Genomic DNA, 24,381 nt, shown 5'->3' with positions numbered 1-24,381 from the left:
GTTCACCTCCTTGTTCGCTTTGTCATCCGGTGTGAACGACGTTAGAACCTGGCCCCAGGGGCAAGGTCAAGGCGAGAAGGCGCGATCGTGGCGAGGCAGTGGCCTGAGCATCGGGCAGGCCGTCGAGGCGGTCGGGCTGACCCGCAAGACGGTGCGCGTTCCACGAACCCCGAGGGTTGCTGCGCCAGCCGAGCGCAGCATGGCCGGATACCGGTTATACGACGACTCCGACGTGGAACTGCTGACCTTCATCTGCCGCGCCCGCACCTGGGCCTGCAGCGTGCCCGCGCGTCAGTCACCCGCGCGGCTTGACTTCGGGTAGTGGGCAGGGCAGGGGGTCCGCTGCGTCACTCGGCTTCGGATGGCACGGAAGTGGCATGACAGTGGCATGAGCCCGATGGTTGGCGACGCGGACGAGGCGCAGATCCAGGCGGCGGCTGAGGCGCTTCGTGTGCGGCGCGCGGAGCTGTTCGGTGAGGTCCGTACCCCTGTGCCGGCGGCTCCGGCCGGGCGTGGCCCGTCGCGGACGACGCCTTCACCGAAGCCGGGAGCGGCTGGGCTGGAGATGGCTCGTCGCCGCGGTCTCGTCCCGGAGTTCAGCGACGCCCGCTGAACGGGCGAGCACTACAAATTCACCGTGCGGGCTGCGTGGTCATCGAGGCGAACAAGGCGCTGGCGGCGACTACCTTTCGGCCCTGTTGGAGCAGGTGGACCCGACGGTGAACTGGCGGATCGTTCACGCGACGCGCGGGAAGCGGGCGCGGGCGGCTCCGGCCGCGCAGTTGTACGAGCAGGCGAGAGTGCATCACGTTGGCTCGGCGCGGGTGTTTGCGGAGCTTGAGGAGCAGATGACGACGTTCGTCGGGCAGGGGGAGACGGAGGACTCGCCGGACCTGCTGGACTCGGCGGTGTGGGCGTTGTGGGATCTGTTCCTGGATCCGACGATGCCGCCTCCGCGTGCCGCGAACGATCAGAGAGTGAAGGGGCGTCGGTAGGCTGTCTTGGCGCGTGCCTGCACTATCCATTGCGTGACCGAGCGAGAAGCAGGCGTTGATCAGCCGAGATAAAGAGTCACATTATCTGCGGAAAGTTTCCTTTTCTCCCTGTCGTTGGCGGTATCATCATGGCGACTTGATCAAAAACAAACATTGTGCAGACTGGAAGGGGAATAAAAAGCGTGGAAATTGTAATTCCGAGCTGCATTGATATATACTCTCTCTAGATTCACTCCCATTCGATATGTAATCCATGGCGCTCCGAGGTTGAACATGACAGATTTCCGCGAAATTACGCCTCCTCTTCAGGAGAGGACGGCAGAGGTCTATGAGGGTGACGCCTATGACCTCATGGAAAAGATTCCTGCGGAATCTGTCGACCTGATCATTACGTCCCCTCCTTACTGGGGTCTCCGCACATACGGCCTTGACCACAATGAAGAAATTCTGCGCGAGTGGGAAGCCGAGGGCGGCAGTAAAGAGGAGGCCCCGCCGTACGATTGGTATCGGCTGCATGGGGGGTGCTTGGGGCTGGAGCCGCTGCCGGAGTGGTACGTAAGTAACCTGGTTGAGATCTTCCAGCGCGGTGCCTCCGCCTTGAAGCCGGGCGGTAGCATGTGGATCAATATCGGGGACACGTACTTTGCTCGCTGGTCGAGCATTCGGATGGACGGTCGGCAGGGCCTTGGCGATAATCCGCGAATGCGCAGGAAGACCCCCATGGGTGGGTTCCGGCAGGAGAAGCAGATGCTGCTGATTCCAGCACGGTTCGCAATCGCCATGCAGGATAAGCGGTGGATTCTCCGGAATGACCTAATCTGGGAGAAGCGGAACGTGCCGCCACGCCCAGAAAAGGACCGTCTCCGACTGGCGCACGAGCACTTCTTTCACTTTGTGAAGCGCCCGAAGGAAGGGCGGGCGAAGTACTACTACGATCTTTCTGCCGTGGAAGACGGGGCTCGCGATGTCATCCAAGTGAACGCTGCGCCAGGGTCGGACGGGCACTCGGCAACCTTCCCTGTGAAGCTGATTGAGCCTCGAATCTTGAGCTCGTGCCCACCTAATGGCCTCGTCTTGGATCCGTTCTGCGGTACGGGCAGGTCGCTTGCGGTGGCTGTCAAGAACGGTCGCCGCGCTATGGGCTTTGAAATCACTTCGAATTTCTCGGCTTCTGCCCGAGGCAACGCCACGAACTTGAACTTCGCTATCGAGGCCGCTGACGAGGCGGATCTCCCTCCTCAGAGAGATGGCGACCCGCAGTCTCAATTGTTCTAGATCGTGAACAGGCCCTGCTGATTGGGTGGCGCCTTCTTCCGGGCTTTGGCTACGAAGTCCGAACGAAGGCCGCTGCCCTCTCTGCTCGAAGTAAAGGCTTCGATATAGCTCGATAGCGTGGTACGTGTGGATTCGACCAGAGAAAGGCTCAGCTTGCCTTCCGAGTCCAAGTCGCCAGTGTATTCGAACCCGGCAAAAGTGATATCCCAGGGTTCGCCGTCTTCGACCGGGGTGAAGTCAACCCTCGCTCTGAGTTGTTTCAGGATGCTGTGCTGCATGATGACATACAGGGGCACATCTATTTGCTTGAGGTACTCCCCTTTTTCGGCCACCTGAGTTGCTAGGCGCTTGTAGACGTTCCCCGTATTTACGCCGTAGTCAACCTTGTCGTGCTTGCGCTGTTGGCGTTTGGCGTCTGCGGTGAAATATGCACGCCAGTTCTCGGTGTCACCTTTCTTCCATGCTTCCAAGGCTGGGCCGACGCCACCGCCCCGCAAGTCGATCGACTGTGTTTCGATGGCGATGATGCGAGTTCCATCCGGGGCGGAAGGGTCGTCGGAGAAGGCGACATAGTCGATGTTGCGCTTCGGTGTGCTCGTGGCCGTAACTTCGGAAACCACCGTTACGTCGGCGCTGCCGAAGTAGTCGGTCACTGCCCAGTTCACGGGCGGCCCGTCCAGACGGTGGTCACAAACGGCGTACGTCTTTTGCTCCCCTTTATCCCACGAGGCGGCATAGGTCACTGAACAGTAACCGAGGTGGTATTGCTTTTCCTTCTCGCACAGGCCGCCGGCGAAGGGGCACGCTGCCTCGCTCCATGCCTTAGCGGCGGCAGGCGCGGCGCTGTCGTGGGGGAATCCGAAGACTTCGACGATGGGAAAGACAGTTCCTCGCGTGCTCCGACCGTTACTCTGCACCATCCCGACATGGTAGCCGCAGCAGTGCGCCCTCAAGACGCCCGTTACTTCTAGCACTTGAGCCCCGGCTCGGATGTGGTTCGTCTTCCGGGTGCCGTGATCGCAGCTCGCTTGAGACCGGCGACTACGCTGAGGGGCGCGCGGGGCCAACGTTCCTGGAGGGGACCCGTGGGCCTGCGCAAGTTCGTGATCGATGCCTGGTCGTGGCTGAACTACAAGCCGGTGATGGCGGATGCCGGCCGACCGGCGAGCCAGGCGTTCCCGGAGTTGGCGGCTTCGTGGCTGCCGCCGCATGAGTTGCGCAGGCTTGCGGCATACAAGGTGCTCGCCTCGTACGACAACAACCAGGCCGGACAGCTCGCTGCGGCTGGGGGCGACGAGGCTGCGCTGGAGCGGCGTGAGCTTGGCGATGCGGCGAACCTGGTCGACACGGCGCTCGGCTACCTGCTCGGGTCCGACCAGAAGATCGCGGTGGCTGGCGCCGAGCACGCTGACGAGGAGTCGCCGGAGTCGGGGGCGACGGAGGCCGCGGCGGTTCAGGAGCGGCTGCGGAAGTGGGCTGAGAAGGAGCTGCTGTCGCTGCGGATCCAGCAGGCGGAGCGTACGGCTGCACTGCTGGGCGATGGCGTGTACGTGCTGGCGTGGAATCCCGAGAAGCAGCGTCCGACGCTTCAGGTCGAGGACCCTGGGTTCTTCTTCCCGCAGTGGAACGACGACCAGGACCAGGACTTCCCGAGCCGGGTGCATCTGGCGTGGGAGCTGCCAGAGGACAAGGACGCGGGGTTGAAGGCCCGGGTGCGGCGGGTGACGTACGAGCTGGGCCCGATCTCCGAGGACGGCAGCGTCGTACGGAACTACCCGTGGGAGCTGGGTCGGGCGTCGAGCGTGACGTGTTACTTGACGGATGCCGAGTGGCTTTTGGAGGACCTCAAGCGCGGGCAGACGCTGGACCGGCTGCCGATGGACAAGGCCGTGTTCCGGGTACGGCCGGACGGGACGGAGCTGAACCGGCTGGATCTGGTGATCGACTTCGTGCCGGTCATCCACATCACGAACACGATCCCGGATGCCGGGGAACACTGGGGGCGGTCCGTGCTCGCTCGTGTGCTCCAGGGCTTGGACGAGCTCGCTGCGACGGATTCGGACAGCTCGGCCGCGAGCGCGACGACGGGCACGCCGATCATCGGGTTGGCGGGGGCGCGGCTTCCGGTGGACCGGTCGGGCAGGCCAGAGAAGCTGAAGGTGGAGGCTGGCGCCGTGTGGCAGCTTGGCGACAGCGGGCGCATGGACGCGCTGGACACCTCGCCCCAGCTGGCAGAGCTGCGGGCTCGGGTCGAGCATCTGTTGGACCGGATCGCGGCGAACTCGCGGATCACGGCGGCTGGGTTGGGCACGCTGGACGCTGCGGAGGTGCCGTCGGGGTACGCGTTCAAGCTGGCGCTGGCGCCGCTGGATGCGCTGGTGGGAATGATGCGCTTGGCTCGGGAGCACAAGTACCGACTGCTGCTGAAGTTCGTACAGAGGCTGTACCAGGCCGGTCGCGCGGAGGGCTGGGCGGCTGGGGAGTCGTTCCCGGCACGGCTGGCGTGGGCGCCACACACGCCGACGGACCGGGCTGCGGTTCTGGACGAGGTCGTCACGGCGTACGGGGCGGGTGTGATCTCGTTGGAGACAGCGGTGCAGATGCTGTTGGACGCGGGCTATCCGATCGACGACGCCTCCCAGGAGGTAGCGCGTATCCGCGCAACGGCCGTGGAGGCGGCGACGCGGCGAGCGGATCCGGACGAGCAGGAGACGCAGACCGAGGACGATGCCGATGCGGCAGAAGAGCCGGGGCGAGTGCTTGAACGTGTCGGCGGCCGGAGCACGTAGGGGCGAGGCGCGCTGTCAGTGGCGCTGACGGCGCCGGTGGCTACACTGATCGTCAGCGCGGGGGCGCGCACTGGAGGAGTTGTATGGTCCGGCCCCTGCCGAAGAACGGCCCCGTCGGCTACCGCCGTGATGGGCGGCCGATCTACCCGATACTCGGAGCCTCCTCAGAGGACGAGATGAACGATCACCTGGACGACGCTGGTGACGGCGGCGGCCAGGAGCAGCAGGTGACGGTCACCCAGGACCGGTTGGGCAAGATGCTCACCAGGGAGAAGGCGCAGGGTGAACGCGCTGCGATCAAGCGCCTGTTGGCATCTCTGGGCTTCGACACGCCGAAGGCGTTGACGGAGTTCGTCACCGAGCAGCGAGAGGCCGAGCAGGCCGCGCTGTCGGAGGTTGAACGCCGCGAACAGGCGGCTGCTGAGCGGGAGTTGCAGGCGGCTCGCCGTGAGGAGCTGGCCGCCGAACGGGAGCGGGCGGCGCTGCGCCGTGCGGCTCTGGTGGCACTGGGCGCGTCCGGCGATGACCTGGTGGATGCGGAGCGTCTGCTGGCGACCGATGACGAGGACGCGGACGACGCGCAGATCCAGGCGGCGGCGGAGGCGCTTCGGGCGCGGCGCCCGGAGCTGTTCGGCGATGTTCGTACGCCGCCGGTGCCGGCGGCTCCGGCCGGGGCTCCGGCCGGGCGCGGCCCGTCGCGGACGACGCCGCCCGTGAAGCCGGGCGCGGCCGGGCTGGAGATGGCCCGTCGCCGCGGTCTCGTCCCGGAGTTCAGCGACGCCCGCTGAACCGGCGAGCACTGCACAGCACTGTGGGGACCACGCCCCCTCAACTTCGTGGACGGCACTGCCCCCATGGGCGGTGTGCGGAAGCTGACCGCATCGTCCATGGAGACAACAGCATGACCATTCAGCCCGTTTCGAAGTCCGAGTACACGACCGCCAACCGTGAATGGCTGGCCTCTCTGCACGGCACGGACTCGACGGACACGATCACCCTCGACCTGAACCTGTTCGCCGAAGGCGTGCACTACCAGTGCGGGGACGGCTGCGAGCCGTACGGCCGGGTCTTCTCCGGCGTGCCGGTGGGCAAGGTGGCCGAGTCGAAGCTGTACGGCCCGTACGACCCGGAGGCCACCTGTGGCCGCCAGGTCCTGCGCGGCTTCATCGTGGCGGAGGCGCCGTTCGCGCCGGGACAGACCCGTGTGCCGGCCGCGCTGCTGTGGCACGGCGCGGTGAAGGCGTCGAAGGTCCCGGGCGGTATCGACGTGTCGCAGCTGGTGTGGCACCCGCGGGCCGCGCTGGTCCGCTTCGTGTGAGCGGGGCCTGAGCTGTGACGATTCAGGACCTGTTGAAGGACGTCTCGGCGGTAGACCTGACGACGTTCGCCCGCGCGATACCCAGCCCGAAGGACTTCCTGCTCACCCAGTCGATCTTCCCGACGATGGTGCTGCCGGAGGTCAAGTGGCGGGTCAAGGACTCCGGCCGGTACGTGAACGTCGCGAAGTACCGGGCGTTCGACGCGAGCGTGCCGTTCGCGACCCGTGAGGCGTGGCAGACCTCCCGCGAGGGTGCGCTGCCCGCCCTCGGGCAGAAGCTCGTGGTGGGGGAGCAGGAGCAGATCCTGCTGGAAGCCTCGCGGGGCTCGGATCAGGACCGACTGATCGAGCTGCTGTACGACGACGTCGAGCGGCATGTGGAGGCGATCCGGTCGCGGCTGGAGCTGGCCGCCGGCGACGTCCTGGCCGACGGCCGGTTCTCCCTGGTGCAGGAGAACGGGCTGACGCTGGAGGTGGACTGGAACGTCCCCGCGGAGAACATGCCGGTCGCCGCGCGGCCGTGGTCGGATCCGGAGTCGGATCCGATCGCGGACGAGCTGCGGTGGATCCAGCACCTGGACGACATCGGCGCCCCGGAACCGGAGCAGGTGGTCACCAGCCGGAAGGCGTTCAGTTTCTTCGCGGCGAACAACGCCTACCGGGCGGCCTATTACGGGTCGGTGAGTCCGTCGACGACGCCGACAGCGACGCTGACCCCGCAGCAGATCAACGTGGTGCGCGGTAACTACGGCCTGCCGCCGGTGACGTTCTACAAGGCGCAGGTGCGTGTGGACGGCAAGCCGCGCAAGGTGCTGCCGGAGGACCTGTGGATCCTGGTACCGCCGGACCGTGAGAAGTGGGCGCAGACCATGCTCGGCGTGACCGCCGAAGCCCTGGTGCTGTCGCGTGGGTCGAACCCGGAGATCATCCGGGAGGACGCCCCGGGCCTGATCATCACCCGAGGTGTGCAGGACGACCCCGTGCAGATCTGGACCAAGGGCGCCGCGGTCGGCATGCCGGTCATGCACACTCCGGACGCCCACATCGTCGCGAAGGTCCTGTGATGCCGGGACGCCGACTGATCGCCGCGGTGTACGTGAAGGACCCAGCCACCCACGAGGACCTGATCCTCCTGCCGGGCGAGAGCCCGCCGCCGGAGATCGCTGCGCTGGTGACGAACCCAGACGCCTGGGACACCCCGCCGAGCGACGACTCCGAGCCGGAACCGATCGCCATCGGTGAGCCCGATCCGACCGGAGGCACAGCCGGATCCGGCCAGGAGCAGGGAGACGCCGGCGGGGAGGGCACGAAGAAGTCCCCGTCGCGGCGGACACGCTCGTCCTCCGCGTAATACGCTCACTCGCACGGCCCGGAGCCAGCATCCCCCGTCTGGCTCCGGGCCGTGCCTCGTTTCGAGGGATGTGAACCCGGTGGACGAGTTCCAGCGGTCATGGCTACTCGCCCAGCTCGGTCCGGACACCGACCCGGCCGACCTGGAACGCCGCTTCTTCCGACTGAGCTCGGTGCGGGCGGTCGCGCTCGAGGTCCTCGGCGAGCGGCGCGCCAAGCTCCTGGCCGATCCGCTGAAGGTCACCGTCGACAACGTGGTGACCATGGACCTTCAGGAGAACCTGCGCGGTCTTGAACGGCAGATCGAGCAGGTACGTCAGGCCCCGGCGCCGGACGACCCCGAAGATGAGGGCGAAGCAGCGGAGGCGGTGATGACGGTCACGTGGTTGGCCCCAGCGCGTCACTACCGGTAGGTGAAGCGGGAGATCACTACGCCGTGGCCCAGTAGTCCTTCAGCGTCTCGCTCGGCCCAGGTAGTCGGTTGCCCGCGTTTCCAGAGCATCGAAGTCAGACGACAGCCCTATCCAGCAAGGCGTCGAGCTGAGTGGCAGTGGCCGCGGGGTCTGTCGTGTGGTGGATGGTGCGGATACCAAGTGCTTCGGCTGGGGGCAGGTTCTCGGCGTGGTCGTCAACGAAGATGCACTCGGGGCCGGTCAGTTCGAGTGCTTCCAGTGCCCGCTGGTAGATGACCGATGACGGCTTCCGTACGCCTTCTCGTTCGGAAAGGATCACAGCGTCGAATGCGTCCTCCCCCATGCCGAGCGCCTCATACGGGTTGTAGGGCTCCAGGCCGAAGCTGTTCGAGAGCATCGCCACCTTGATCCCCGCGGCACGTGCCCGATCGGCGGCCGCGACGATGGCTGGCTCTGGCCGGAGGTTGGCCAGGGCGCGGCGCATGAGGTCAGCGGAGTCGATGCCGAGGATTCCGCCGATGACCCGGTTCCAGTCCTCCTGGGTAGCTTCGCCGACTTCGAGTGCGGAGTACACTCGCACGCCTTCCGGGTTCACGTTGAGGGCGTGGAAGTAAGCGCCGGGCTCAAGTCCTTCGGAGCGTTCGAAGGCCTCGCCGTTGAGCCGCATCCGCGTGGTGAGGACTCCGCCGAAGTCGAGGATCAGGCCACGGTAGGAGGAGGACAAAGGAACTCCTTGCGAAGCAGGCGTCGTACGGAGGTCCTCCGCCGGTTTCGGGGAGGACCTTTGAGCGCCCCCGCGAGGGGGGAGAGACATCCAGTATCCCCCTCTGGATGGCGAACGGGCCTACGCTGGATCTGAGTGACCAACCGACGTGGAGAACAGGTTGATCTATGTTAAATGCACGCGAACTACTCACTATCGGGCAGCGAGTTAAGTACTTTCGCGAGCGGCGGGGCCTGTCACAGAAGGGCCTCGGCGAGCTGATCGGCCGCTCGGAGAACTGGGTCTACAAGGTAGAGCACGAGCAGATCCCGATCGACAAACTCTCGTTGCTGTTTGAGCTCAAGAGGGTGCTGCGCTGCGACCTTGAGGATCTGACGGGCGGTTTCCTGTCCAGCCTCGGCACCGGTCTGGACTCGGAGCACGAGCATGTCCCCGAGATCCGAAGCGCCCTGTCTCTGCCCTCCTCCCTCCTGCCCACCGCCATGGGCGCAGTGAGCGTCCAGGACTTCAAGGAGTCCGTCGACGACGCCTGGAATGTCTACGAGACGCAGGCCAAGGATCGCTACCAGGACGTCGGGGGCCGCCTGCCCCAGCTCCTGCGTCAAGGGCACGCGGCAGTGCGCGAGGCGAGCGGCGACGACGAGCAAGTGGCACTGCGTCAGCTCATCAGCCTCTACGGCCTCCATCAGATTTTCCTGCGCCGCGTTGGTGAGCCGACTCTCGCAAGGGTCGCGGCCGACCGCGCCTTGTCCCTTGCAGACAACACCGGTGACCCGGCCCTCATGGCGGCCGCCGCCTGGAATCTGTCCTGCGTCCTCACGTCCGCCGGCGAAGTACATGACAGCGTGGAACTCGCGCGTCAGACGATCGCGAACTGTGCACCGACAGACGACTCGTCGGCCGAGCACTGGTCGGCGTACGGAGCCCTGCATTTGCAAGCGGCGGTCGCCGCTGTCCGCGCGACCAAGGGTCCGGTTGCTTGGGACCTGTACCGCGGGGCAAGGGAAGCTGCCGCGCGCGTGGGATCGGACCGCAACGACTGGCACACGTGCTTCGGCCCTACGAACGTCGCAATGCACGAGGTCCACCTGACCGCCGAGGAAGGTAACGCTAGCGAGGCCCTTCGTCTGGCGGACACAGTGGAGATCAACCCGGAACTCCCGCTGGAACGTCGCACCCGGTACTTGATCGAGGTCATGAACTGCAACCGGATCCAGCGTGATGACTACGCAACCGTGCATGTGCTCACCAAGCTCAAGGCGCAGTCACCTGAGGAGATCGTGTTCTCCCCGCTGGTTCGGGAAGCGGTGACTGACCTACTCAAGCGCGAGAAGCCGCTGTTCCGGGACGACCTGCGGGCGGTGGCCACCCACATCGGTATCGCGGCCTGACCCGTTTGGGACCCTTAACTTTGGGTTCTGTCCCTGAACCCCAGTCAGCCCTGAATTGGAATCAGGGGTGATCTCGCCAAATGGCCCTACGTTGATGCGTCATGACGAAGGGTCACCTTTCGGGAGAGCCTTCTGCTGCGCCCTTACCTGCCTTGCGGGTTGAGCGAGCGGAGGGCCGTCCCGTGCACCACACGCAGGCGGGCCGGATCGCGGTTCCCCTCACCGTGACACGCGGGAGGGAGATCGTAGAAGACGTGCCGCTCGTCCTTACGGCCGAGCAGATGGAGCACTTCTACGAGGAAATCGGAGCAGTCCTCTACCCGCGCCGTCCGTCTGAGCCGGCTCCGGCCGCAGGGGCGGCGTCATGACTGCCCCACGCCGGACAGCGGCTGACCGCGTTCGGCGGCTCGCCCTCGCTGACGCTGCTGCTTCCCCCACCTCGGGCAGCGAAGACATCCGACCGCCTCTGCTCTCTTCTCTGCCGTCGCAACGCGGTCGTCGCGCGGCGCTGCTCTCCTCAATCGCCTCGCACAGCTCGTGCGCACCTGAGTATGGCTGTGAAGCAGGGAGTCTCCCGTGACGCACAGAGTGAGTGCCGCTCTTTCCTTTCCCCTGTCAGGAGGGCGCACAACTGAAGCCGCCGCCCCTCTGCCTGAGACGAGACTTGGCAATGAGGGTGCGACAGAAGAGGGCCTTCGTCTTCCCCGGCCGCAGCGATTCGCACGCAGTTGGCCGCTTCAACGAACGGCTGTACGGCTCGCCGCGATCCATGCACGAACCTGGCTCGCGACGTGGCGTTGGGCTGGGGACCAGGACGATGCGCTCCGAGTCGTGATGGAACTGGTCAGCAACGCGGTCAAGCACGTCACAGATCCTCCGCCAGACGGTGAGGTTGAACTCGTCCTGTCCATGACCGAGGACGAGGAACTGCTGATCGATGTCTCGGACCCGGCCCCGAAGTTGCCGGGATTCGAGGCCGCGCTCTCGGCCGGCGCGTGCACAGGGCTCGGGATGGTCCGGCTGTTGGCGGAGGACATCACCTGGGGCACCCCCGATATCGAGCGGGGCAAGACCGTCCGGGTGCGCATGCTGCCAGCCCCTGCGTGATGCGCCGCCGGGTTCCGTCGGTCCCTGTTCTTGCTGGCTTGCCGTAACCAACTGTTGAGGAATTCCCTATGTCTGACCGCGTGTCCCCCACCCGCCCGGTCACGCACCGCCGCCGTAGACAGCACCGCCCGCCGATAGACCACTACGTTCTGGAGCAGGTTCGGGCGGCGGTCGCCGCTCCGCTGGTGCTCATCCTGTCTGTGCTGGGCGGTGTCGTCATCGTCTGGCAGACCGCTCATGTCCCGACGGGGCCGCTTCTGACCGCATTAGCTGGAGGACTGCTGGCGGCTGCCGGGCTCGGGGCTGTGCGGGCGAGGGCGGCGTCATTCGCTCTTGAGCGGGCGCATGAGGCGCAGTTGCAGCGGGTCACCGAGGCGGTGTCCGCGGTGGAGAAGCTGGTGGTGTGGACGGCAGAGGAGCTGTGCCGGGGCGCCACGCCGCCCATCCCCGAGAGCCTTCCGCCACTGGAGGATGCGGGCCCTGCCGATGAGGCGGTGGCCCTGCTGAGCGAGGTCCAGGTGCAGGCTGTTGCCGCCCTGATCCGAGTGCGCGACGAATCCAAGTCGGCGGTGCTGCTGTCGATGCAGCATCAATTCTCCAAACGTGAGCACGCCCTCATCGACCGGGCGTTGGCGATGCTCGATCGTCTCCAGGACCTGACCGAGGACCCCGACCAGCTGGACACGCTCTACAAGCTCGATCACCTGGTGACGAGGATGCGGCGCTGGGTGGAGAGCAAAGCCGTGGTCGCCGGACAATCGCTGCGCAGTGCTCGGGAGCCCGTGAACGTGGTGCAGGTTCTGCGGGGCGCGAACCAGGAGATCATGCACTACTCCCGGGTGAACGTCGCAGCCGCCACGGTGGGTGTCGAACTCGGTCTTCCCCGCCATGTCGGACCGGACCTGACGCACCTGCTGGCCGAACTGGTCGAAAACGCAACGCAGTTCTCCGACCCGGCGACCAAGGTGCAGGTGCGGGCTCAGCAGGTGGCCAGGGGTCTGGCGATCGAGGTCGAGGACCGCGTCGCCATCCCCATGCGGCCGAACGACCGGGAGCGGTGGAACCGTCTTCTGGCGGACCCCGATCGGATCGACGTGAGTGCTGAGGTCAGCGCGGGAAGGCTCGGCCTGCTGACCGCCGCGTTGATCGCCCGCAACTACGGCATATCCGTCGAGTTGAAGGAGAACTCGACCGGGGGGACGACCGCCCTGGTCGTCGTCCCGAACCGGCTGCTGGTGGCGATAGCGGCCCCCGTCGACGCCGCCGCATTTCCTATGGTGCCCGTTGCACCGCCGCAGGCAACGCTCTCGCAGGCTGCGGGGGCGGCGCGGAGCGGCGGAGGGCAGTCCGCTCCTCCAGACGTTCGGTCAGTGTCGGCCCCTGGAGCCGGGCAGGCGGCCGGGGCTCCTCGGCTGCCCCAGCGTGTGGTGGGTGAGTCACCGCAACGGCCCTCCCGGCCCAGGCCATCGGCCACGGCCCCGCGTTTCGGCCTGGCCGGTGCATTCCAGCAGAACTTCAAGGCCGCCAGTGCCCAGGACCGATCTTCCCCCGCAGCCCGGCCTGATGCCTCCGGTCCACCCGTGCCGCCAAGCGTGCACCCCTAACCCCCCATGGCGCCGGCCCCGTTGCCGGAGGCCGGTCCGTTATCGGCAGGAGCGATTCCCATGACCTACGACACGACTCATCAAGGCGACGGCAGCGTGACAGTTGCCGTGCCCGGGCCGGACGCCCGAAAGCAGATGGGCGGCCTGCTCAAGGACTTCGTCCAGAATGTTCGCGGTGTCACGCACGCGCTGCTGATCTCGCGTGACGGGCTGAATCTGGTGGACAGCGAGATCCACAAGGACTTCTCCGACAGGTGGGCCGCGACCCTGGGCACTCTGGCGTCGTTGTGCGAGAGCATCCCGGGCCCAACCGGCGGCAGTAAGGGACTGAAGCTGGCAGTAGTCGAGCGCGAGGACGCCCTGATCTTCGCGTCGATCGCCGGGACCAGCGCGGCCTTCCCGAACCAGCCGGGCAACACCCTCGGCGTGGTCGACACCGTGCTCGCCGTCATCGCCGAGCCTGACGCCGACGCTGGAGCGGTGGGATACGAGATGGGCATCCTGGTAGACCGCTTCGCGTCGTACATGGTCGAGCCCGTGCGCAGTGCCTGATGAGCAGGCCCGGTCAGTACACCCCGTCATCCACCGCACCCAGCCCGGCGTTCGTACGGCCCTACCTCGTGACCCGGGGCCGTACGCAGGCCCGCCATTGGCTGAGCCCGGAGACCGTATTGGAGGCCGGGGACGGCAGAGCAGGCCCGCAACTGATGGAGGGGGAGTATCAGCAGATCGTCCTGCTGTGCCGGCAGCGGCGCCGGTCGGTGGCCGAACTGGCGGGCACCATCCGCCTTCCGCTCTCCGCTACCCGCGTCCTGATCTCCGACCTCGTCGACGCCCGCGTACTGGTGCTCCCTGTCACCAACGCCTACACACCCCCGGACTCCCCCGACTCCCCGACGGGGAACCGCCCGACCCGACAGCTCATGGAGGCACTCCGTGCCGGTCTCGAACGCATGCCAGCCTGATTCGGCCACTGCTGCTCATACCGGTGCCGCCGTCAAGCACGTCGGCGGCCCCGCCGTGCTGAAGATCCTCATCGCCGGGGGATTCGGTGTCGGCAAGACCACCACCGTGGGCGCGATCAGCGAGATCGAGCCGATCTCCACCGAGGAGTACCTGACCCAGGCCAGCACCCCCACCGACCCGCTACACGGGGTAGAGGCGAAGAGCACCACCACGGTCGCCTTCGATTTCGGCCGCGTCAGCTTCGACGTGCCGATGCCGATCGAACTGATGCTGTTCGGCACACCTGGCCAGGACCGGTTCATGGACCTCTGGTACGACCTGGCCCGCGGTGCCGTCGGCGCGGTCGTGCTGGCCGACACCCGCCGCTTGGACACCAGCTTCGACGCGGTCACCTTCTGCGAACAGGCCCAACTGCCGTTCATCGTGGCCGTCAACGAATTCGACGGCGCACACCGTTACCCCCTCGACGACATCCGCCAAGCCTTGGGCCTGGCCTCCCATATCCCCGTAGTGCCCTTCGACGCCCGCGTGCCCGCAGCGGTCGTCAAGATCCTGCTCTGCCTCGTCGACCACGCACTCGCCCAAGCTCCCGCCGACCCCACCCCTTTGGACGCCTGATGACACAGCACACTCACGCCGCCAACCCGCCCGCACTCGCCCGCCGCAGGCCCGGCTTACAGCCTGTCCCCGCGCAGCAGGATTTGATCATCCCGAAGCCCGGCACGGTCACCTTGGGCCAGGTGACCGTCAGCGGGGTCCAGGCTCAAGAGGCAGCCGAGCACCAGGCCCGCGTGGAACTGATCCAGCGCCTGGGACTGCCCACCGGACCGGATGACCTGATGGACCAGTTCGCGGACCATCTCGCCGAAACGACCGGCATGCTCTACGGCTTCGTCAACCTCTTCCTCGGCGTACAGACGTTCGTCGGCCTGCACAATCCCTCGCCGGACAGCGGTCATTTGATCCTGGGCCGCTCAATGAGCCGCGATCACGGCTGGTGCCCCGCCGTCGTCAAGCGGAAGAAGGCGCTGCCTTTGCCTGACGTCCACGCCTCACCCCGATTCTCGGGCAACTTCGTGGTCGACGCGGTGGGCATCCGCTCCTACTTCGGCGCCCCACTGATCCACGCCGAGACCGGGATCACGCTGGGCACCGTGTGCACGATCGACCCCGAAGCCCGCCCCCGCAGCGACGCACGACGCCTCCTCGAGGTCGTGAAGGACGGCGGCAACGAGGTCCTGCACGCCCTCACATCAGGCACTGCCGCGCGCTGAGTTCCGCCACGCCGCCCCCCACCCGGCGCCCCGACGTCCGGGGACCCGGCCGCACCCGCCTTGCGACCCCACACAGGGATAGGGAGACGACCATGCCCACCACCGATGCCACGCCCCTGGCGCTTCGCCCGTATCTCACCGCTGACCACGAGCAACTGTGGGCTGAAGCAGAGAAGTTCGCTGCTGACCACGTCGCACCCTGTGTGCCGCGCATGGAAGCCTCCCCGCACGAGGTGGAGCGTGAGCTGCCCCAACTGATGTCCGAGCGCGGCTGGTTCGGGGTGACCATCCCCAGGCAGTACGGGGGGATGGGGGCCGGGCATGTCGCCAAGACGGTGCTGATCCACCGCCTCGCCATGGTGTCCGCGGCCACGGCGGCGATCCTCCAGGCCACCCTGATCCCCGTCGGCGCCCTGACCCACTGGGGCACGGTCGAGCAGAAGCAGAAGTGGCTTCCGCAGGTGGCCGACGGGACGGTGCTGTTGTCCATCGCAGTCACCGAGCCGGACGCCGGCGGTCACATCGGGGGCATCGAGACCGTCGCCGAGCTGGCGGGGGACGAGTGGGTCATCACCGGCGAGAAGATCCACATCGGCAACAGCCACATCGCAGGGCTCCACGTTGTCGTCGCGCGCACAGCCCCGCCCGGTGTCGCCGCTTCCCAGGCCCTGACCGCGTTCCTGGTTGAGAACCACAGCGCGGGGCTGACTGTCGCTGCACACCGGGCGCGGCTGGGCCTGCACGGTTTCTCGGCCGGGCGGCTGGTCCTGGACAGGGTCCGCATACCCGCGGCCAACGTGCTCGGCGAGGTCGGCCAGGGCCTATACGTAGCGCAGAGCAGCAGCATTCTCTACGGCCGCCCCAACCTCACCGCCGTCAGCCTGGGCATCCACGAAGCACTCGTCGAAACCACGGCGCACTTCCTGAGTAACCGGCCCCGCTACGACGGATACCTGTCCGACCAACCGGTCGTCCAAGACCGCCTCGGCGAGATGCAAGGCCGCCTCCAGACCGCCCTGACCACGGCCTACAGTGCCGTGCACCTCCTCGACCACCGAGTGGCCTGCGACAGCCAGCTCATCGGCGCGAAGCACACCGGCCACCATCTCGCCGCCCTGACCGCACGGGATGCGATGGAACTGCACGGCGCCCACGCCCTGGACGCCGACTACAAGCTCCAGCGTCTGTTCCGGGACATCCAGCACACCTACCCGCCCGCCGGTACTGGAGAGTTCCAGCGTATCCACCTCGCCAGGGCAGCCCTTGGCCAAGACCTCATCCAGTGGTCGCAGCGACTGGCCGCCGAAGCCTCCTGGGCCCGCCCGGATCCGACCGCCGCCTGACGCCCGTGCGCGGCAGCCCCGTTGTCATCCACTGCCGCGCACGGGTCCAACATCCTGTCGTCGAACGAACACCGTTCCCCCGCTCGGCGACGGGCATAGTCCTTCGTTTCCCGGGCGGACGGTGGCTCAGGAAACGAAGGGCAGCTTCCGGCCCTGTGCTCGCCGTGCGTGGGGTGCTGCGGTACAGGGCCGGAAGCGCGCCACCGGCGGAACGGCGCTGGGGCCGCACAGAGCCGACGCCCAGACCAGCCAGCGTTCCCCCGACTCCCGATGTCGCATCCGCCCTTCTACTACCTTCCGATATGAGGCCACCGACTCATGTGCGAGCACCAACCTCCGTGCCCATCAGCCGACTCTTCCGACCGAGAGGCCGCCCGTCTGGTGGCCGCATTCCCTGAGCAGGGCTGGTGTGTTAACTGCACCTTCTTGAGGTCGTTGGGCACTGCGATGTCCGACTGCCCAAGGAGTTCTGTGTGACGTCGCACCTGCGCAACCAGCTGATGGAGGGGCGGGCTGTTCTGCCCCGCGTCGGCTCGGTCGTTCAGCTGGAGACCCAGCACCCGGCGTACGCCGTACTCGACCCCGCTGGAAGCCCGGTCGAGTCGGTGACGCCCTACCTGCGGGACCTCGCTCTGAACGACAACAGCCCAGAAACCAGCCGTAGTTACGCCAATGACCTGCTGCGGTGGTTCCGGTTCCTGTGGCTCTTGAACGTGACCTGGGACAAGGCAACGGAAGGGGAGGTGGCAGTGATAGTGGGATGGCTTCGTACGGCACCGAATCCGCAGCGCCGCCGCACCCGGCCGGATGCGCCGCAGCCCGGCTCGGTCAACCCCCGCACCGGCAAGCGGTACCTCAAGGCCGGCTATGCCCCGGCAACGATCAACCACGCCCTGACTGTGGTGGCCAGCTTCTACGACTTCCACCGCGACCTGGGCAAAGGGCCGTTGATGAATCCGGTGCCGGTCTCGGAGGCACGGCGCCGGGCTCTGGCCCACCGCAGTCCGACGGAAGCCGTGCCGGCCTTCCGCCGCTCCCGTCTACGTCAGCGTGTCCCGGCCACCGAGCCCCGGGCCATCCCGGACGCGATGTGGGACGAGTTCTTCGCCGCCATGAACCACGACCGGGACCGCGCCGCGGTGCTGCTCTACGTCTCCAGCGGCGCCCGCGCTTCGGAGCTGCTCGGAGTCACCCCGGCCGACGTCGACTGGCCGGCCCAGATCGTCTACGTCGTCTCCAAGGGCACCAAGCTGCGCGAGCCGATCCCGGTGAGCCCGCAGGCCCTGGTGGTGCTGGCTGCCTATCTCGACGCGATGGGCATGCCCGCTCCTCACGAGCCGGTCTTCCGCACCCGCCGAGGCCCGGACAAGCCGCTCACCTACTGGGCGATGCGGCGCGTCATCCAGCGAGCCAACGACCGGCTGGGCACGAACTGGAGCCTGCACGACCTGCGGCACACGGCCGCCGAGAGGATGGCGAACGACCCGAACCTGACCCTGGTCGAGGTCAGGGCCATCCTGCGGCACGCGGACCTGGCCACCACCGGCCGCTACCTGCACGCCCGTGTCGAGGACCTCTTCGACGCCCTTCAGGCGCACTACCAGCGCCCTCGCCTCCAGCCCGCCATCGCTCCCGGCTACGACCCGGACGACTTCAGGGCGGTGTTCGGTGGCTGACCTCAAGACCTTCACCGCCCGCAACCGCCGCGTCGACTACAGCGGCGACGAGCCGTTCGTCCCCGCTCCTGTCACGCGGTTCGCCGGCGCGGAGCTGAAGGCGGCACCGGCGCCGCTGCCCAGCACACCGCCGGGTCCCTTCGGGGACCTCTCCCGGGCCCCGGCCTCCGAGATCCTGCGCATCGTCGAGCGGGTCACCAAGGGCCAGCCGAACCCGGGGCGCCGGCGGATCGCCGTCCGGCGGGTCTTCTCCGTCCTGGAGGAGATGCCTGGCGACACCTGGCAGGAGAAGTGGCAGGCCAGCGGCTTCGACGACGAAGGCGCCGAGTCGGTACGCGTCCTGGCGCGCGAGGGCGACCGCGTTGACAGTGCGGATCTGATCGCCGGGATCAAGTTGGCGTTCTGCCTGCGGGTCGTCCGGCCGTCGATCTCCGGCTTCCGCGCGAACAGGTTCCGGGACTACCCGCAGAGATTTCGCGAACTCCAGCCCGATCCGCTGCTGGAGAAGTTCTTCACCGCGGCAGACGCCTTCGACTTCCACCACATGCACCGTGTCCGGGCGAAGTTCGATCTGACCGCTGCCCTGACCACGGGGGGCATCGCGCTGGAGGACCTGACGCCGTCTGCGTTGCTGCACTTCGGCATGGAGTCCAAGCGGCTCGGAGTGACCCACGGCAGCAAGGCAGGGGCGACCCGTTTCGCGGGCCTGGGCACCTGGCAGGTGCTGCACCAGATGGGCCACTTCCCGCCCGGCACCCCGCCGACCCTGCGGGCCTACGTCTATCGCGGCCAGCTCACCGTCACCCAGCTCGTCGACCGCTACCCCATCCAGCACCAGGGCGTCCGCCAGCTGCTGATCGACTACCTGACCCGGCGCCGGGCCGGCACCGACTACACCACCATCACGGCCCTGGCCCGCCAGCTCGCGAACACGTTCTGGGCCAAGATCGAGAAGATCAACCCGGGACAGCAGGACCTGGCGCTGAGCCCCGAGGTCTATGACCAGTGGCGCGAGGCCATCAAGCGGTGGGACCGCGACGAGCGCCGCACCCGCGCGGACGACTCCGGCATCCTCCTGGCCGTCCGCGCCCTCTATCTCGACCTGCACAGCTGGGCCATCGACGAGCCCGAGCAGTGGGCCCAGTGGGTCGTTCCCTGTCCGATCCGGCCGAAGGAACTCAAGGGGTTCGCCAAGCGCAAGCGGGAGGTCCACCAGCGGATGTCCGACCGCATCCGGGTCCGCCAGCCGCTGCTGCCTACCCTGGTCGCGCACGTCGAAGGTCGCTACGAGCACTTGACGGGCCTGCTCAAGAAGGCCCGCGCGGTCGTGCTCGGAGCAACCTTCGAGCACGACGGGCACTCCTACCGGCGCACGGACAGCGACCGCGATCGCACCTGGGCCAAGAGCCAGGACGAGCCACCCGTCCGCGTCACCGACGAGGACGGGCAGGTCCTCAACGTCACGCTCACCGAGGACACCGCGTTCTGGGAATGGGCCGGCCTGGAGATCCTGCGACACAGCGGCATCCGCGTCGAAGAGCTCTGCGAGCTCACCCATCTGAGCATCCGCCAGTATCGGCGCCCGAGCGACGAGGTCATTGCCCTGCTCGTCATCGCCCCGTCCAAGAGCGAGCGCGAGCGCGTCATCCCGATGTCCGCGGACCTGTTCCACGCGGTCGCCCAGATCATCCGCCGCCTCACCCCCGACGGTCGGCCGGTCCGCTTGCTCAACCGCTACGACCCTCACGAGAAGACCTGGTCAGAGCCCATGCCGTTCCTCATGCAACGGCAGAACGGCACGCAGCGATCAGTGATCTCCCCGACCACGTTCATCCACATGTTCGCCCGCAGCTGCGAGGAACTCGCCGAGACCCACCGGGCCTTCGCCGACATGACCTTCACACCGCACGACTTCCGACGGCTCTTCGCCACCGAGATCGTCAACGGCGGCTTGCCCATCCACATCGGCGCCGCCCTGCTCGGCCACCTGAACCTCCAGACCCTCCAGGGCTACGTCGCGGTCTTCGCCGAGGACATCGTCGCCAACTACCAGCGGTTCCTGAACCACCGCCGATCGCTCCGCCCGGAGATCGAATACCCCGAGATCACGCCCGAGGAGTGGGCCGACTTCGAGGAGCACTTCGACAAGCGCAAGGTCGAACTCGGCAACTGCGCCCGCCCCTACGGCACCCCCTGCAACCACGAACACGCCTGCATCCGCTGTCCGATGCTCCAGGTCAACCCCAAGATGCTGCCCCGACTAGCGGAGATCGAAAAGGACCTCCTCCTGCGCCGCAAGCGGGCCCAGGAGGAGCACTGGCTCGGCGAGGTCGAGGGCATCGACTCGACCCTGGCCTTCCTCCGCGCCAAGCAAGCCGAGGCCGCACGCCTTGCCAAGAGGACCGTCGCCAACCTCGGCATCCCACGCCCCCGTCCCGATTCCACTGGAGCCTGACCCGTGCTACCCGCCGATCCGCTCTTCAACGAACTGAGACACGCGAGCGAACCTGGTCCACTCCTCTTCAGCCAGCGCACCAGTGCGTCCAACCAGTACGCCCAGAGCGGCCAAGCGGAAGATCAACGCCCGCAAGAGCATCTGCGCACCCTCGGCGCCGGGGACCGCCGAGTCCACCAGGTGGAGTCCAACCCGGTGATAGAGCAGGCCATCGACCACCACGATCGCATCCGCATAGGCAACCGGTCGCCAGTACGGCGAGAAGTCAATGATCGCGGGGGCATGGCCAGGCGCGAAGAGAACGTTCCCCGTCAGGTCGCCGTGAATGAGCTGAGCACGCGCGTCCACGGGTTCCCGGAATGCCTGCAGCCTGGCGACCAACTGGCTTACCGGCTCGGGTACTTCCGTTGTCGTCTCGCCCCAAGCAACTCGATCAGCCACCGCCCACGGATGCTGGTGCACGTCCAGTCGATCAGGTCGTGGCACGTCCCGCAGGGCCTCGTGGAAGGCTCTACCCGCAGCCAACAGGGAATCCCATCTACCGGCAGGCCCTGGCTCGCCCATCAGAAATCGGGTCGCCGCCCATCCCTCGACGACGTAGCCGCCACTCACGGAGCGCAGAAATCGCGGGACACGAAAGCCCCGTTGCCCCTGCAGACCGTCCATCAGCCGCGCAGTCCACTCCACGTCCGCGCTGTCACCGGCTGGTTTCAGCACAACATCGCCTACTCGGACACTCTGCCCCTGACCTCCTTCGAGCGGCTCAGGCCGTCCAGTGAGCTGGAACGCCTTCAGAACGGAAGAAGGCGGCAAGGCTGTGTCAGTCGCAGGAGTCACACCATGCATCCTTCAGTACCGACACGGCCTCACGCATCCGCGTTTCAGGAGACCTGCTCACGCCTCCGCTCCGTCCCTTTGGGTGAAGTGCAGAGAAGGTGGCGGCTGTGCAACGGCGTTCTCCTCTTCGAGGACAGCGGGAAGTTGCTGCCGGACGGACAGATCGTTGCTCCACGCCGAGTTGCTTCGGCTGGTATGGGGGCGATATGACCGGCCTATCCCGAATGATCGATCGTCACGGCAAGGCCTCACTGGCCCAGTGCGGCGTCGAGATACGCCTGCACCGGTTCGAAGAGGCCGTACGGAACGTACTCGGGAATCTGTGCATGCCGGACCCACGCGACTTCGGCCAGCTCTTCGTCGTCCGCGACGTAGGGGGTCCCGGACTCTACAGCGCAGGCGACGTACGACATGCTTCGGCCAGTCTTGGGGTGGACCCGCTCTCCGAGGAGCTTGAGCGCGGTCACCTTCATGCCGACTTCTTCGCCGGTCTCGCGCACGGCTGCTTCCTCACGGCTCTCGCCTGGCTCGATCTCGCCCGCCGGGAACTGCCACGACAGCTGACCTTCCGCGACGCGGCGACGGACCATGAGCACGGCACCGTCCTGGACCACGATCGCGGCTGCGATGCCCGGCCGCTCTTCTGTCGTCTGCTCGGTCATGCGTCTTCCTCCAGTGCCGCCAGGATCGGCGGGTAGATCGTGTCGGCGGAAATGAAGCGGCCCACCGCATTCTTCGGTACCCAGGTCACATCTACGTTCTCAACCACGTCGCTGTTCGTCGCGTCCCCCGCCAGGTACTCGCAGAGGAAGTACACGCACTGCACCCCCGTCACCGGATGGAGGCGCTCACCGAGACTTCGCCGTACAGCACAGTGCACGCCCGTCTCGTCCAGCGTCTCGCGGACCGTCGCGGTCTCCGGTCTGACTCCCGGCTTGATGACGCCGGCGGGGAACTGCCATGTGATCCCGGAGGCGTCGTCGCCGCGACGGCAGACCAGGAGGACCTCCTCGTCACGAACGACGACTGCGATCGCGACGCGCAGGGTCTGTGGCTGCGGCCCCGAGGCTTCGGTGCTCTTGCTGCTGGGTCTCACGACCAGCAGAGTGAACCGCTGCCGGACCGTGGCTGGCGCGCTCTCGAAGACCGCGTCCAGGAGCTGCTGCATCTCCGAGCGCGGTTCCACGTCTGGGTCCGAGTGCCAGGTGGCAACCGTTCGGGTTGAGATACCCAAGCGGTCAGCGAAGGCCTCGTTGGTCAAGCGGAGGGCAGATTGGAGCATGCACGCACGGTGGCCGGTCCAAACGTCGATCACTTCCATCGCGGAGCCTCACGGATCGGGTCGGCAGGGTGCATGGTCAATGTGCCGAAGCTGCACGCTCGTTGCACTGGCACTTCATGGCGAGGCGATGCGATCACGGGTTGACTCTCAGTTGTGCCAACCGAGACCCCGCGATCCGCCTCACGTATGCCGGAGTGGCGAGCCTGCAGCCGCCTGAGCATGGTAGGCGGAAGTCCCCTTGTAGATCAGCAAGTTGGCTGGCGCTCCTGCGATCTTGGCGTGATGACACGCCTTGAGAGCCACCTGAACCGCCGACCGGGGTGGGCCGTCACGACGGAAGCCCCGGACGGCAGCCGGCCCGTGTCTGCCCCCCGTCGGGCACGGGCCGGCACCTCAACATCGGAAGCGGGATCGGCGGTGTCCAAATGAGGACCGAGGCATCGGCGCGCAGGAGGCGGCGCCGGGAGACGGGTGGGGACCATCTTTCGACTATCGAATCGCCACATAAGAGGAGTGGATCAGCGCCGAGGTCGGTAGCCCAACTGCCAGCAATGATCAGCCATTCGAGCGCAGGTAACCTCAGTCCCTGACGCGCTGAAAGTCCGTCACGTCACCCGCGGAAGAGATGAGAAGGGAACCATGGCGCAGGATCAGGAACAGAAGGTGGAGCGCACGCTTGTGCTCCTCAAGCCCGACGCGCTCGTACGGGGCTTCGCCGGGAAGATCATCGCCCGGTTCGAGGACGCGGCGCTCAAGGTCGTCGGCATCAAGATGAGGCAGATGGACGCCGAGTTCACCCGGCGCCACTACTTCGATCTAGAAGAGCGACTGGGTGCCGAAGTGTACGAGTTCACTGCTCGATTCATGCAGCAGGGACCCGTCATCGCTCTGGTACTCGAAGGCTTCGACGCTATCGCCACCGTGCGAAAGATCGTGGGCAGCACGTACCCGAACGAGGCTCCGGCCGGCACGATCCGGGGCGACTTCTCGCACTACAGCAAGGGGGCCAGCGTCGTATCCGGCAAAGCGGTTGCCAACCTCGTGCACGCTTCCGGCAATGCGGAGGAGGCCCAGCAGGAGGTGGAGCTGTGGTTCGACAAGGACGAGCTGCACGACTACCGCACGCTCGCGGAGATCTACACCTACTGAGCATGGCGACGTCACCCCACGCGCTTCGCCGCGTTGAGCACTACCTGGCACCACCGTTAGCAGAGAGGGCACCATGACCAACCAGACCCGCGCCGCTTCCGTCCAGGAGCTGGAGTCGACCTTCCAGCAGGAACTGGCGACCGACCGGTGGGCGGCGGCGGAGAGCGCCTATGCGCTGGCCTCCCGTCATCGGGAGGAAGGCGACTGGGAGAAGTCCCGCGAATGGGTGAAGCAGTGCCTCCAACTTCTGGAGGGTTTCCCCGCCGACACGATGGAGCAGGTCGCCACCAGGCGCACGTCCGTCGGCGGCGTCGCACTGCCGAACTACCTTCACGATGGCGTCGTGCGTGAACGCTTCGGCGAGCTTGCCTGATCTTTCCCCGGACCGCTAAGGCGGCGGTGCGCACACAGAGTCCGCTGTCCGCACCGCCGC

General features: G+C 66.8%; 29 protein-coding genes. 24 read left to right on the top strand and 5 right to left on the bottom strand.

Going from position 1 to position 24,381, the window contains the following annotated elements; genetic code table 11:
- Positions 1-31: 31 nt before the first annotated feature.
- The 4 genes from H8R17_RS49140 (at position 32) to H8R17_RS08440 (ending at position 2,270) form a co-directional block, all read left to right on the top strand.
- A complete protein-coding gene (locus tag H8R17_RS49140; protein ID WP_223124797.1) occupies positions 32-322 on the top strand; it encodes a MerR family transcriptional regulator in 291 nt (96 codons plus the stop codon).
- Between the two features lie 66 nt (positions 323-388).
- Positions 389-613, top strand: a complete 225-nt coding sequence (locus H8R17_RS46520; protein ID WP_187822519.1) for a hypothetical protein — start codon at positions 389-391, stop codon at positions 611-613.
- On the top strand, positions 513-995 hold the full coding sequence (locus tag H8R17_RS45630; protein WP_316959353.1) for a hypothetical protein: 483 nt from the start codon (positions 513-515) through the stop codon (positions 993-995). The genes H8R17_RS46520 and H8R17_RS45630 overlap by 101 nt, the downstream gene beginning before the upstream one ends.
- Positions 996-1,268: 273 nt before the next feature.
- Complete coding sequence (locus H8R17_RS08440; protein ID WP_187822517.1) at positions 1,269-2,270, top strand: site-specific DNA-methyltransferase; 1,002 nt, start codon at positions 1,269-1,271, stop codon at positions 2,268-2,270.
- Here H8R17_RS08440 and H8R17_RS08435 read toward each other — a convergent pair.
- Positions 2,267-3,190 (bottom strand): NotI family restriction endonuclease, encoded by a 924-nt coding sequence (locus H8R17_RS08435; RefSeq protein ID WP_187822516.1) that lies wholly within the window; start codon positions 3,188-3,190, stop codon positions 2,267-2,269. The two genes, H8R17_RS08440 and H8R17_RS08435, sit on opposite strands and share 4 nt — an antisense overlap.
- 165 nt (positions 3,191-3,355) lie before the next feature.
- Here H8R17_RS08435 and H8R17_RS08430 point away from each other — a divergent pair, with 165 nt between their 5' ends.
- The 6 genes from H8R17_RS08430 to H8R17_RS08405 all read left to right on the top strand — a co-directional run bounded on the left by H8R17_RS08430 (position 3,356) and on the right by H8R17_RS08405 (position 8,140).
- On the top strand, positions 3,356-5,059 hold the full coding sequence (locus tag H8R17_RS08430; protein WP_187822515.1) for a hypothetical protein: 1,704 nt from the start codon (positions 3,356-3,358) through the stop codon (positions 5,057-5,059).
- Between the two features lie 83 nt (positions 5,060-5,142).
- Positions 5,143-5,847: a hypothetical protein gene (locus H8R17_RS08425; protein WP_187822514.1), complete on the top strand. Its 705-nt coding sequence runs from the start codon at positions 5,143-5,145 to the stop codon at positions 5,845-5,847.
- A 113-nt stretch (positions 5,848-5,960) separates the two neighbouring features.
- On the top strand, positions 5,961-6,377 hold the full coding sequence (locus H8R17_RS08420; RefSeq protein WP_187822513.1) for a head decoration protein: 417 nt from the start codon (positions 5,961-5,963) through the stop codon (positions 6,375-6,377).
- Positions 6,378-6,391: 14 nt separating this feature from the next.
- Positions 6,392-7,441 (top strand): major capsid protein, encoded by a 1,050-nt coding sequence (locus H8R17_RS08415; protein WP_187822512.1) that lies wholly within the window; start codon positions 6,392-6,394, stop codon positions 7,439-7,441.
- Positions 7,441-7,728 (top strand): hypothetical protein, encoded by a 288-nt coding sequence (locus H8R17_RS08410; RefSeq protein WP_187822511.1) that lies wholly within the window; start codon positions 7,441-7,443, stop codon positions 7,726-7,728. The genes H8R17_RS08415 and H8R17_RS08410 overlap by 1 nt, the downstream gene beginning before the upstream one ends.
- 79 nt (positions 7,729-7,807) lie before the next feature.
- Positions 7,808-8,140 (top strand): hypothetical protein, encoded by a 333-nt coding sequence (locus H8R17_RS08405; RefSeq protein ID WP_187822510.1) that lies wholly within the window; start codon positions 7,808-7,810, stop codon positions 8,138-8,140.
- Positions 8,141-8,234: 94 nt separating this feature from the next.
- Here H8R17_RS08405 and H8R17_RS08400 read toward each other — a convergent pair whose 3' ends face one another.
- Positions 8,235-8,864, bottom strand: a complete 630-nt coding sequence (locus H8R17_RS08400) for an HAD-IA family hydrolase (RefSeq protein ID WP_262505114.1) — start codon at positions 8,862-8,864, stop codon at positions 8,235-8,237.
- 167 nt (positions 8,865-9,031) lie between these two features.
- Between H8R17_RS08400 and H8R17_RS08395 the strand changes: the two genes are divergently transcribed.
- From H8R17_RS08395 to H8R17_RS08350, 11 genes are all read left to right on the top strand, one after another.
- The gene (locus H8R17_RS08395; RefSeq protein WP_187822508.1) at positions 9,032-10,255 is read left to right on the top strand and encodes a helix-turn-helix domain-containing protein; all 1,224 of its coding nucleotides are present in this window, start codon (positions 9,032-9,034) and stop codon (positions 10,253-10,255) included.
- A 576-nt stretch (positions 10,256-10,831) separates the two neighbouring features.
- Positions 10,832-11,362, top strand: coding sequence for an ATP-binding protein (locus H8R17_RS49135; RefSeq protein WP_399476447.1), 531 nt, complete (start codon positions 10,832-10,834; stop codon positions 11,360-11,362).
- A gap of 68 nt (positions 11,363-11,430) precedes the next feature.
- Complete coding sequence (locus tag H8R17_RS08385) at positions 11,431-12,966, top strand: sensor histidine kinase KdpD (RefSeq protein WP_187822506.1); 1,536 nt, start codon at positions 11,431-11,433, stop codon at positions 12,964-12,966.
- A gap of 60 nt (positions 12,967-13,026) precedes the next feature.
- A complete protein-coding gene (locus H8R17_RS08380; RefSeq protein WP_262505113.1) occupies positions 13,027-13,518 on the top strand; it encodes a roadblock/LC7 domain-containing protein in 492 nt (163 codons plus the stop codon).
- A complete protein-coding gene (locus tag H8R17_RS08375) occupies positions 13,518-13,931 on the top strand; it encodes a DUF742 domain-containing protein (protein WP_187822505.1) in 414 nt (137 codons plus the stop codon). Before H8R17_RS08380 ends, H8R17_RS08375 begins: the two co-directional genes overlap by 1 nt.
- A 55-nt stretch (positions 13,932-13,986) precedes the next feature.
- Positions 13,987-14,550 (top strand): ATP/GTP-binding protein, encoded by a 564-nt coding sequence (locus tag H8R17_RS08370; protein ID WP_187822626.1) that lies wholly within the window; start codon positions 13,987-13,989, stop codon positions 14,548-14,550.
- Positions 14,550-15,206, top strand: a complete 657-nt coding sequence (locus tag H8R17_RS08365) for a GAF domain-containing protein (RefSeq protein ID WP_187822504.1) — start codon at positions 14,550-14,552, stop codon at positions 15,204-15,206. Before H8R17_RS08370 ends, H8R17_RS08365 begins: the two co-directional genes overlap by 1 nt.
- Before the next feature lie 92 nt (positions 15,207-15,298).
- Complete coding sequence (locus tag H8R17_RS08360; protein ID WP_187822503.1) at positions 15,299-16,549, top strand: acyl-CoA dehydrogenase family protein; 1,251 nt, start codon at positions 15,299-15,301, stop codon at positions 16,547-16,549.
- Between the two features lie 318 nt (positions 16,550-16,867).
- Complete coding sequence (locus H8R17_RS49130; protein ID WP_223124795.1) at positions 16,868-17,026, top strand: DUF5999 family protein; 159 nt, start codon at positions 16,868-16,870, stop codon at positions 17,024-17,026.
- Positions 17,023-18,225: a tyrosine-type recombinase/integrase gene (locus tag H8R17_RS08355; RefSeq protein WP_316959344.1), complete on the top strand. Its 1,203-nt coding sequence runs from the start codon at positions 17,023-17,025 to the stop codon at positions 18,223-18,225. Before H8R17_RS49130 ends, H8R17_RS08355 begins: the two co-directional genes overlap by 4 nt.
- The gene (locus tag H8R17_RS08350) at positions 18,218-20,680 is read left to right on the top strand and encodes a tyrosine-type recombinase/integrase (RefSeq protein ID WP_187822502.1); all 2,463 of its coding nucleotides are present in this window, start codon (positions 18,218-18,220) and stop codon (positions 20,678-20,680) included. The genes H8R17_RS08355 and H8R17_RS08350 overlap by 8 nt, the downstream gene beginning before the upstream one ends.
- Before the next feature lie 6 nt (positions 20,681-20,686).
- Here H8R17_RS08350 and H8R17_RS08345 read toward each other — a convergent pair whose 3' ends face one another.
- Positions 20,687-21,346: an aminoglycoside phosphotransferase gene (locus H8R17_RS08345; RefSeq protein ID WP_262505110.1), complete on the bottom strand. Its 660-nt coding sequence runs from the start codon at positions 21,344-21,346 to the stop codon at positions 20,687-20,689.
- A 174-nt stretch (positions 21,347-21,520) separates the two neighbouring features.
- On the opposite strand from H8R17_RS08345, the gene H8R17_RS49125 reads away from it, so the two are divergent.
- A complete protein-coding gene (locus H8R17_RS49125) occupies positions 21,521-21,727 on the top strand; it encodes a DUF5999 family protein (protein ID WP_223124794.1) in 207 nt (68 codons plus the stop codon).
- Positions 21,728-21,765: 38 nt separating this feature from the next.
- On the opposite strand, the gene H8R17_RS08340 is transcribed toward H8R17_RS49125, so the two are convergent.
- Complete coding sequence (locus tag H8R17_RS08340; protein ID WP_187822500.1) at positions 21,766-22,179, bottom strand: NUDIX hydrolase; 414 nt, start codon at positions 22,177-22,179, stop codon at positions 21,766-21,768.
- Positions 22,176-22,838, bottom strand: coding sequence for an NUDIX hydrolase (locus H8R17_RS08335; protein ID WP_187822499.1), 663 nt, complete (start codon positions 22,836-22,838; stop codon positions 22,176-22,178). Before H8R17_RS08335 ends, H8R17_RS08340 begins: the two co-directional genes overlap by 4 nt.
- 600 nt (positions 22,839-23,438) lie before the next feature.
- Here H8R17_RS08335 and H8R17_RS08330 point away from each other — a divergent pair.
- Together H8R17_RS08330 and H8R17_RS08325 are read left to right on the top strand one after the other, a co-directional pair.
- Positions 23,439-23,948: a nucleoside-diphosphate kinase gene (locus H8R17_RS08330; protein WP_187822498.1), complete on the top strand. Its 510-nt coding sequence runs from the start codon at positions 23,439-23,441 to the stop codon at positions 23,946-23,948.
- Positions 23,949-24,021: 73 nt separating this feature from the next.
- Positions 24,022-24,321 (top strand): hypothetical protein, encoded by a 300-nt coding sequence (locus H8R17_RS08325; RefSeq protein ID WP_187822497.1) that lies wholly within the window; start codon positions 24,022-24,024, stop codon positions 24,319-24,321.
- Positions 24,322-24,381: the final 60 nt, after the last annotated feature.

Source organism: Streptomyces sp. TRM68367 (assembly GCF_014495685.1).
Classification (GTDB): Bacteria; Actinomycetota; Actinomycetes; order Streptomycetales; family Streptomycetaceae; genus Streptomyces.
The sequence above is the reverse complement of the archived record's forward strand: the minus strand, read 5'-3'. Positions and strand labels throughout refer to the sequence as shown.

Bases quoted from the DNA above. Each gene is read 5' to 3' on its own strand.
- H8R17_RS46520 (WP_187822519.1), top strand. From the start codon at position 389: ATGAGCCCGATGGTTGGCGACGCGGACGAGGCGCAGATCCAGGCGGCG.
- H8R17_RS08440 (WP_187822517.1), top strand. From the start codon at position 1,269: ATGACAGATTTCCGCGAAATTACGCCTCCTCTTCAGGAGAGGACGGCA.
- H8R17_RS08435 (WP_187822516.1), bottom strand. From the start codon at position 3,190: ATGGTGCAGAGTAACGGTCGGAGCACGCGAGGAACTGTCTTTCCCATC.
- H8R17_RS08425 (WP_187822514.1), top strand. From the start codon at position 5,143: ATGGTCCGGCCCCTGCCGAAGAACGGCCCCGTCGGCTACCGCCGTGAT.
- H8R17_RS08420 (WP_187822513.1), top strand. From the start codon at position 5,961: ATGACCATTCAGCCCGTTTCGAAGTCCGAGTACACGACCGCCAACCGT.
- H8R17_RS08410 (WP_187822511.1), top strand. From the start codon at position 7,441: ATGCCGGGACGCCGACTGATCGCCGCGGTGTACGTGAAGGACCCAGCC.
- H8R17_RS08395 (WP_187822508.1), top strand. From the start codon at position 9,032: ATGTTAAATGCACGCGAACTACTCACTATCGGGCAGCGAGTTAAGTAC.
- H8R17_RS08385 (WP_187822506.1), top strand. From the start codon at position 11,431: ATGTCTGACCGCGTGTCCCCCACCCGCCCGGTCACGCACCGCCGCCGT.
- H8R17_RS08380 (WP_262505113.1), top strand. From the start codon at position 13,027: ATGACCTACGACACGACTCATCAAGGCGACGGCAGCGTGACAGTTGCC.
- H8R17_RS08375 (WP_187822505.1), top strand. From the start codon at position 13,518: ATGAGCAGGCCCGGTCAGTACACCCCGTCATCCACCGCACCCAGCCCG.
- H8R17_RS08365 (WP_187822504.1), top strand. From the start codon at position 14,550: ATGACACAGCACACTCACGCCGCCAACCCGCCCGCACTCGCCCGCCGC.
- H8R17_RS08360 (WP_187822503.1), top strand. From the start codon at position 15,299: ATGCCCACCACCGATGCCACGCCCCTGGCGCTTCGCCCGTATCTCACC.
- H8R17_RS49130 (WP_223124795.1), top strand. From the start codon at position 16,868: ATGTGCGAGCACCAACCTCCGTGCCCATCAGCCGACTCTTCCGACCGA.
- H8R17_RS08345 (WP_262505110.1), bottom strand. From the start codon at position 21,346: ATGGACGGTCTGCAGGGGCAACGGGGCTTTCGTGTCCCGCGATTTCTG.
- H8R17_RS49125 (WP_223124794.1), top strand. From the start codon at position 21,521: ATGCATCCTTCAGTACCGACACGGCCTCACGCATCCGCGTTTCAGGAG.
- H8R17_RS08340 (WP_187822500.1), bottom strand. From the start codon at position 22,179: ATGACCGAGCAGACGACAGAAGAGCGGCCGGGCATCGCAGCCGCGATC.
- H8R17_RS08335 (WP_187822499.1), bottom strand. From the start codon at position 22,838: ATGGAAGTGATCGACGTTTGGACCGGCCACCGTGCGTGCATGCTCCAA.
- H8R17_RS08330 (WP_187822498.1), top strand. From the start codon at position 23,439: ATGGCGCAGGATCAGGAACAGAAGGTGGAGCGCACGCTTGTGCTCCTC.
- H8R17_RS08325 (WP_187822497.1), top strand. From the start codon at position 24,022: ATGACCAACCAGACCCGCGCCGCTTCCGTCCAGGAGCTGGAGTCGACC.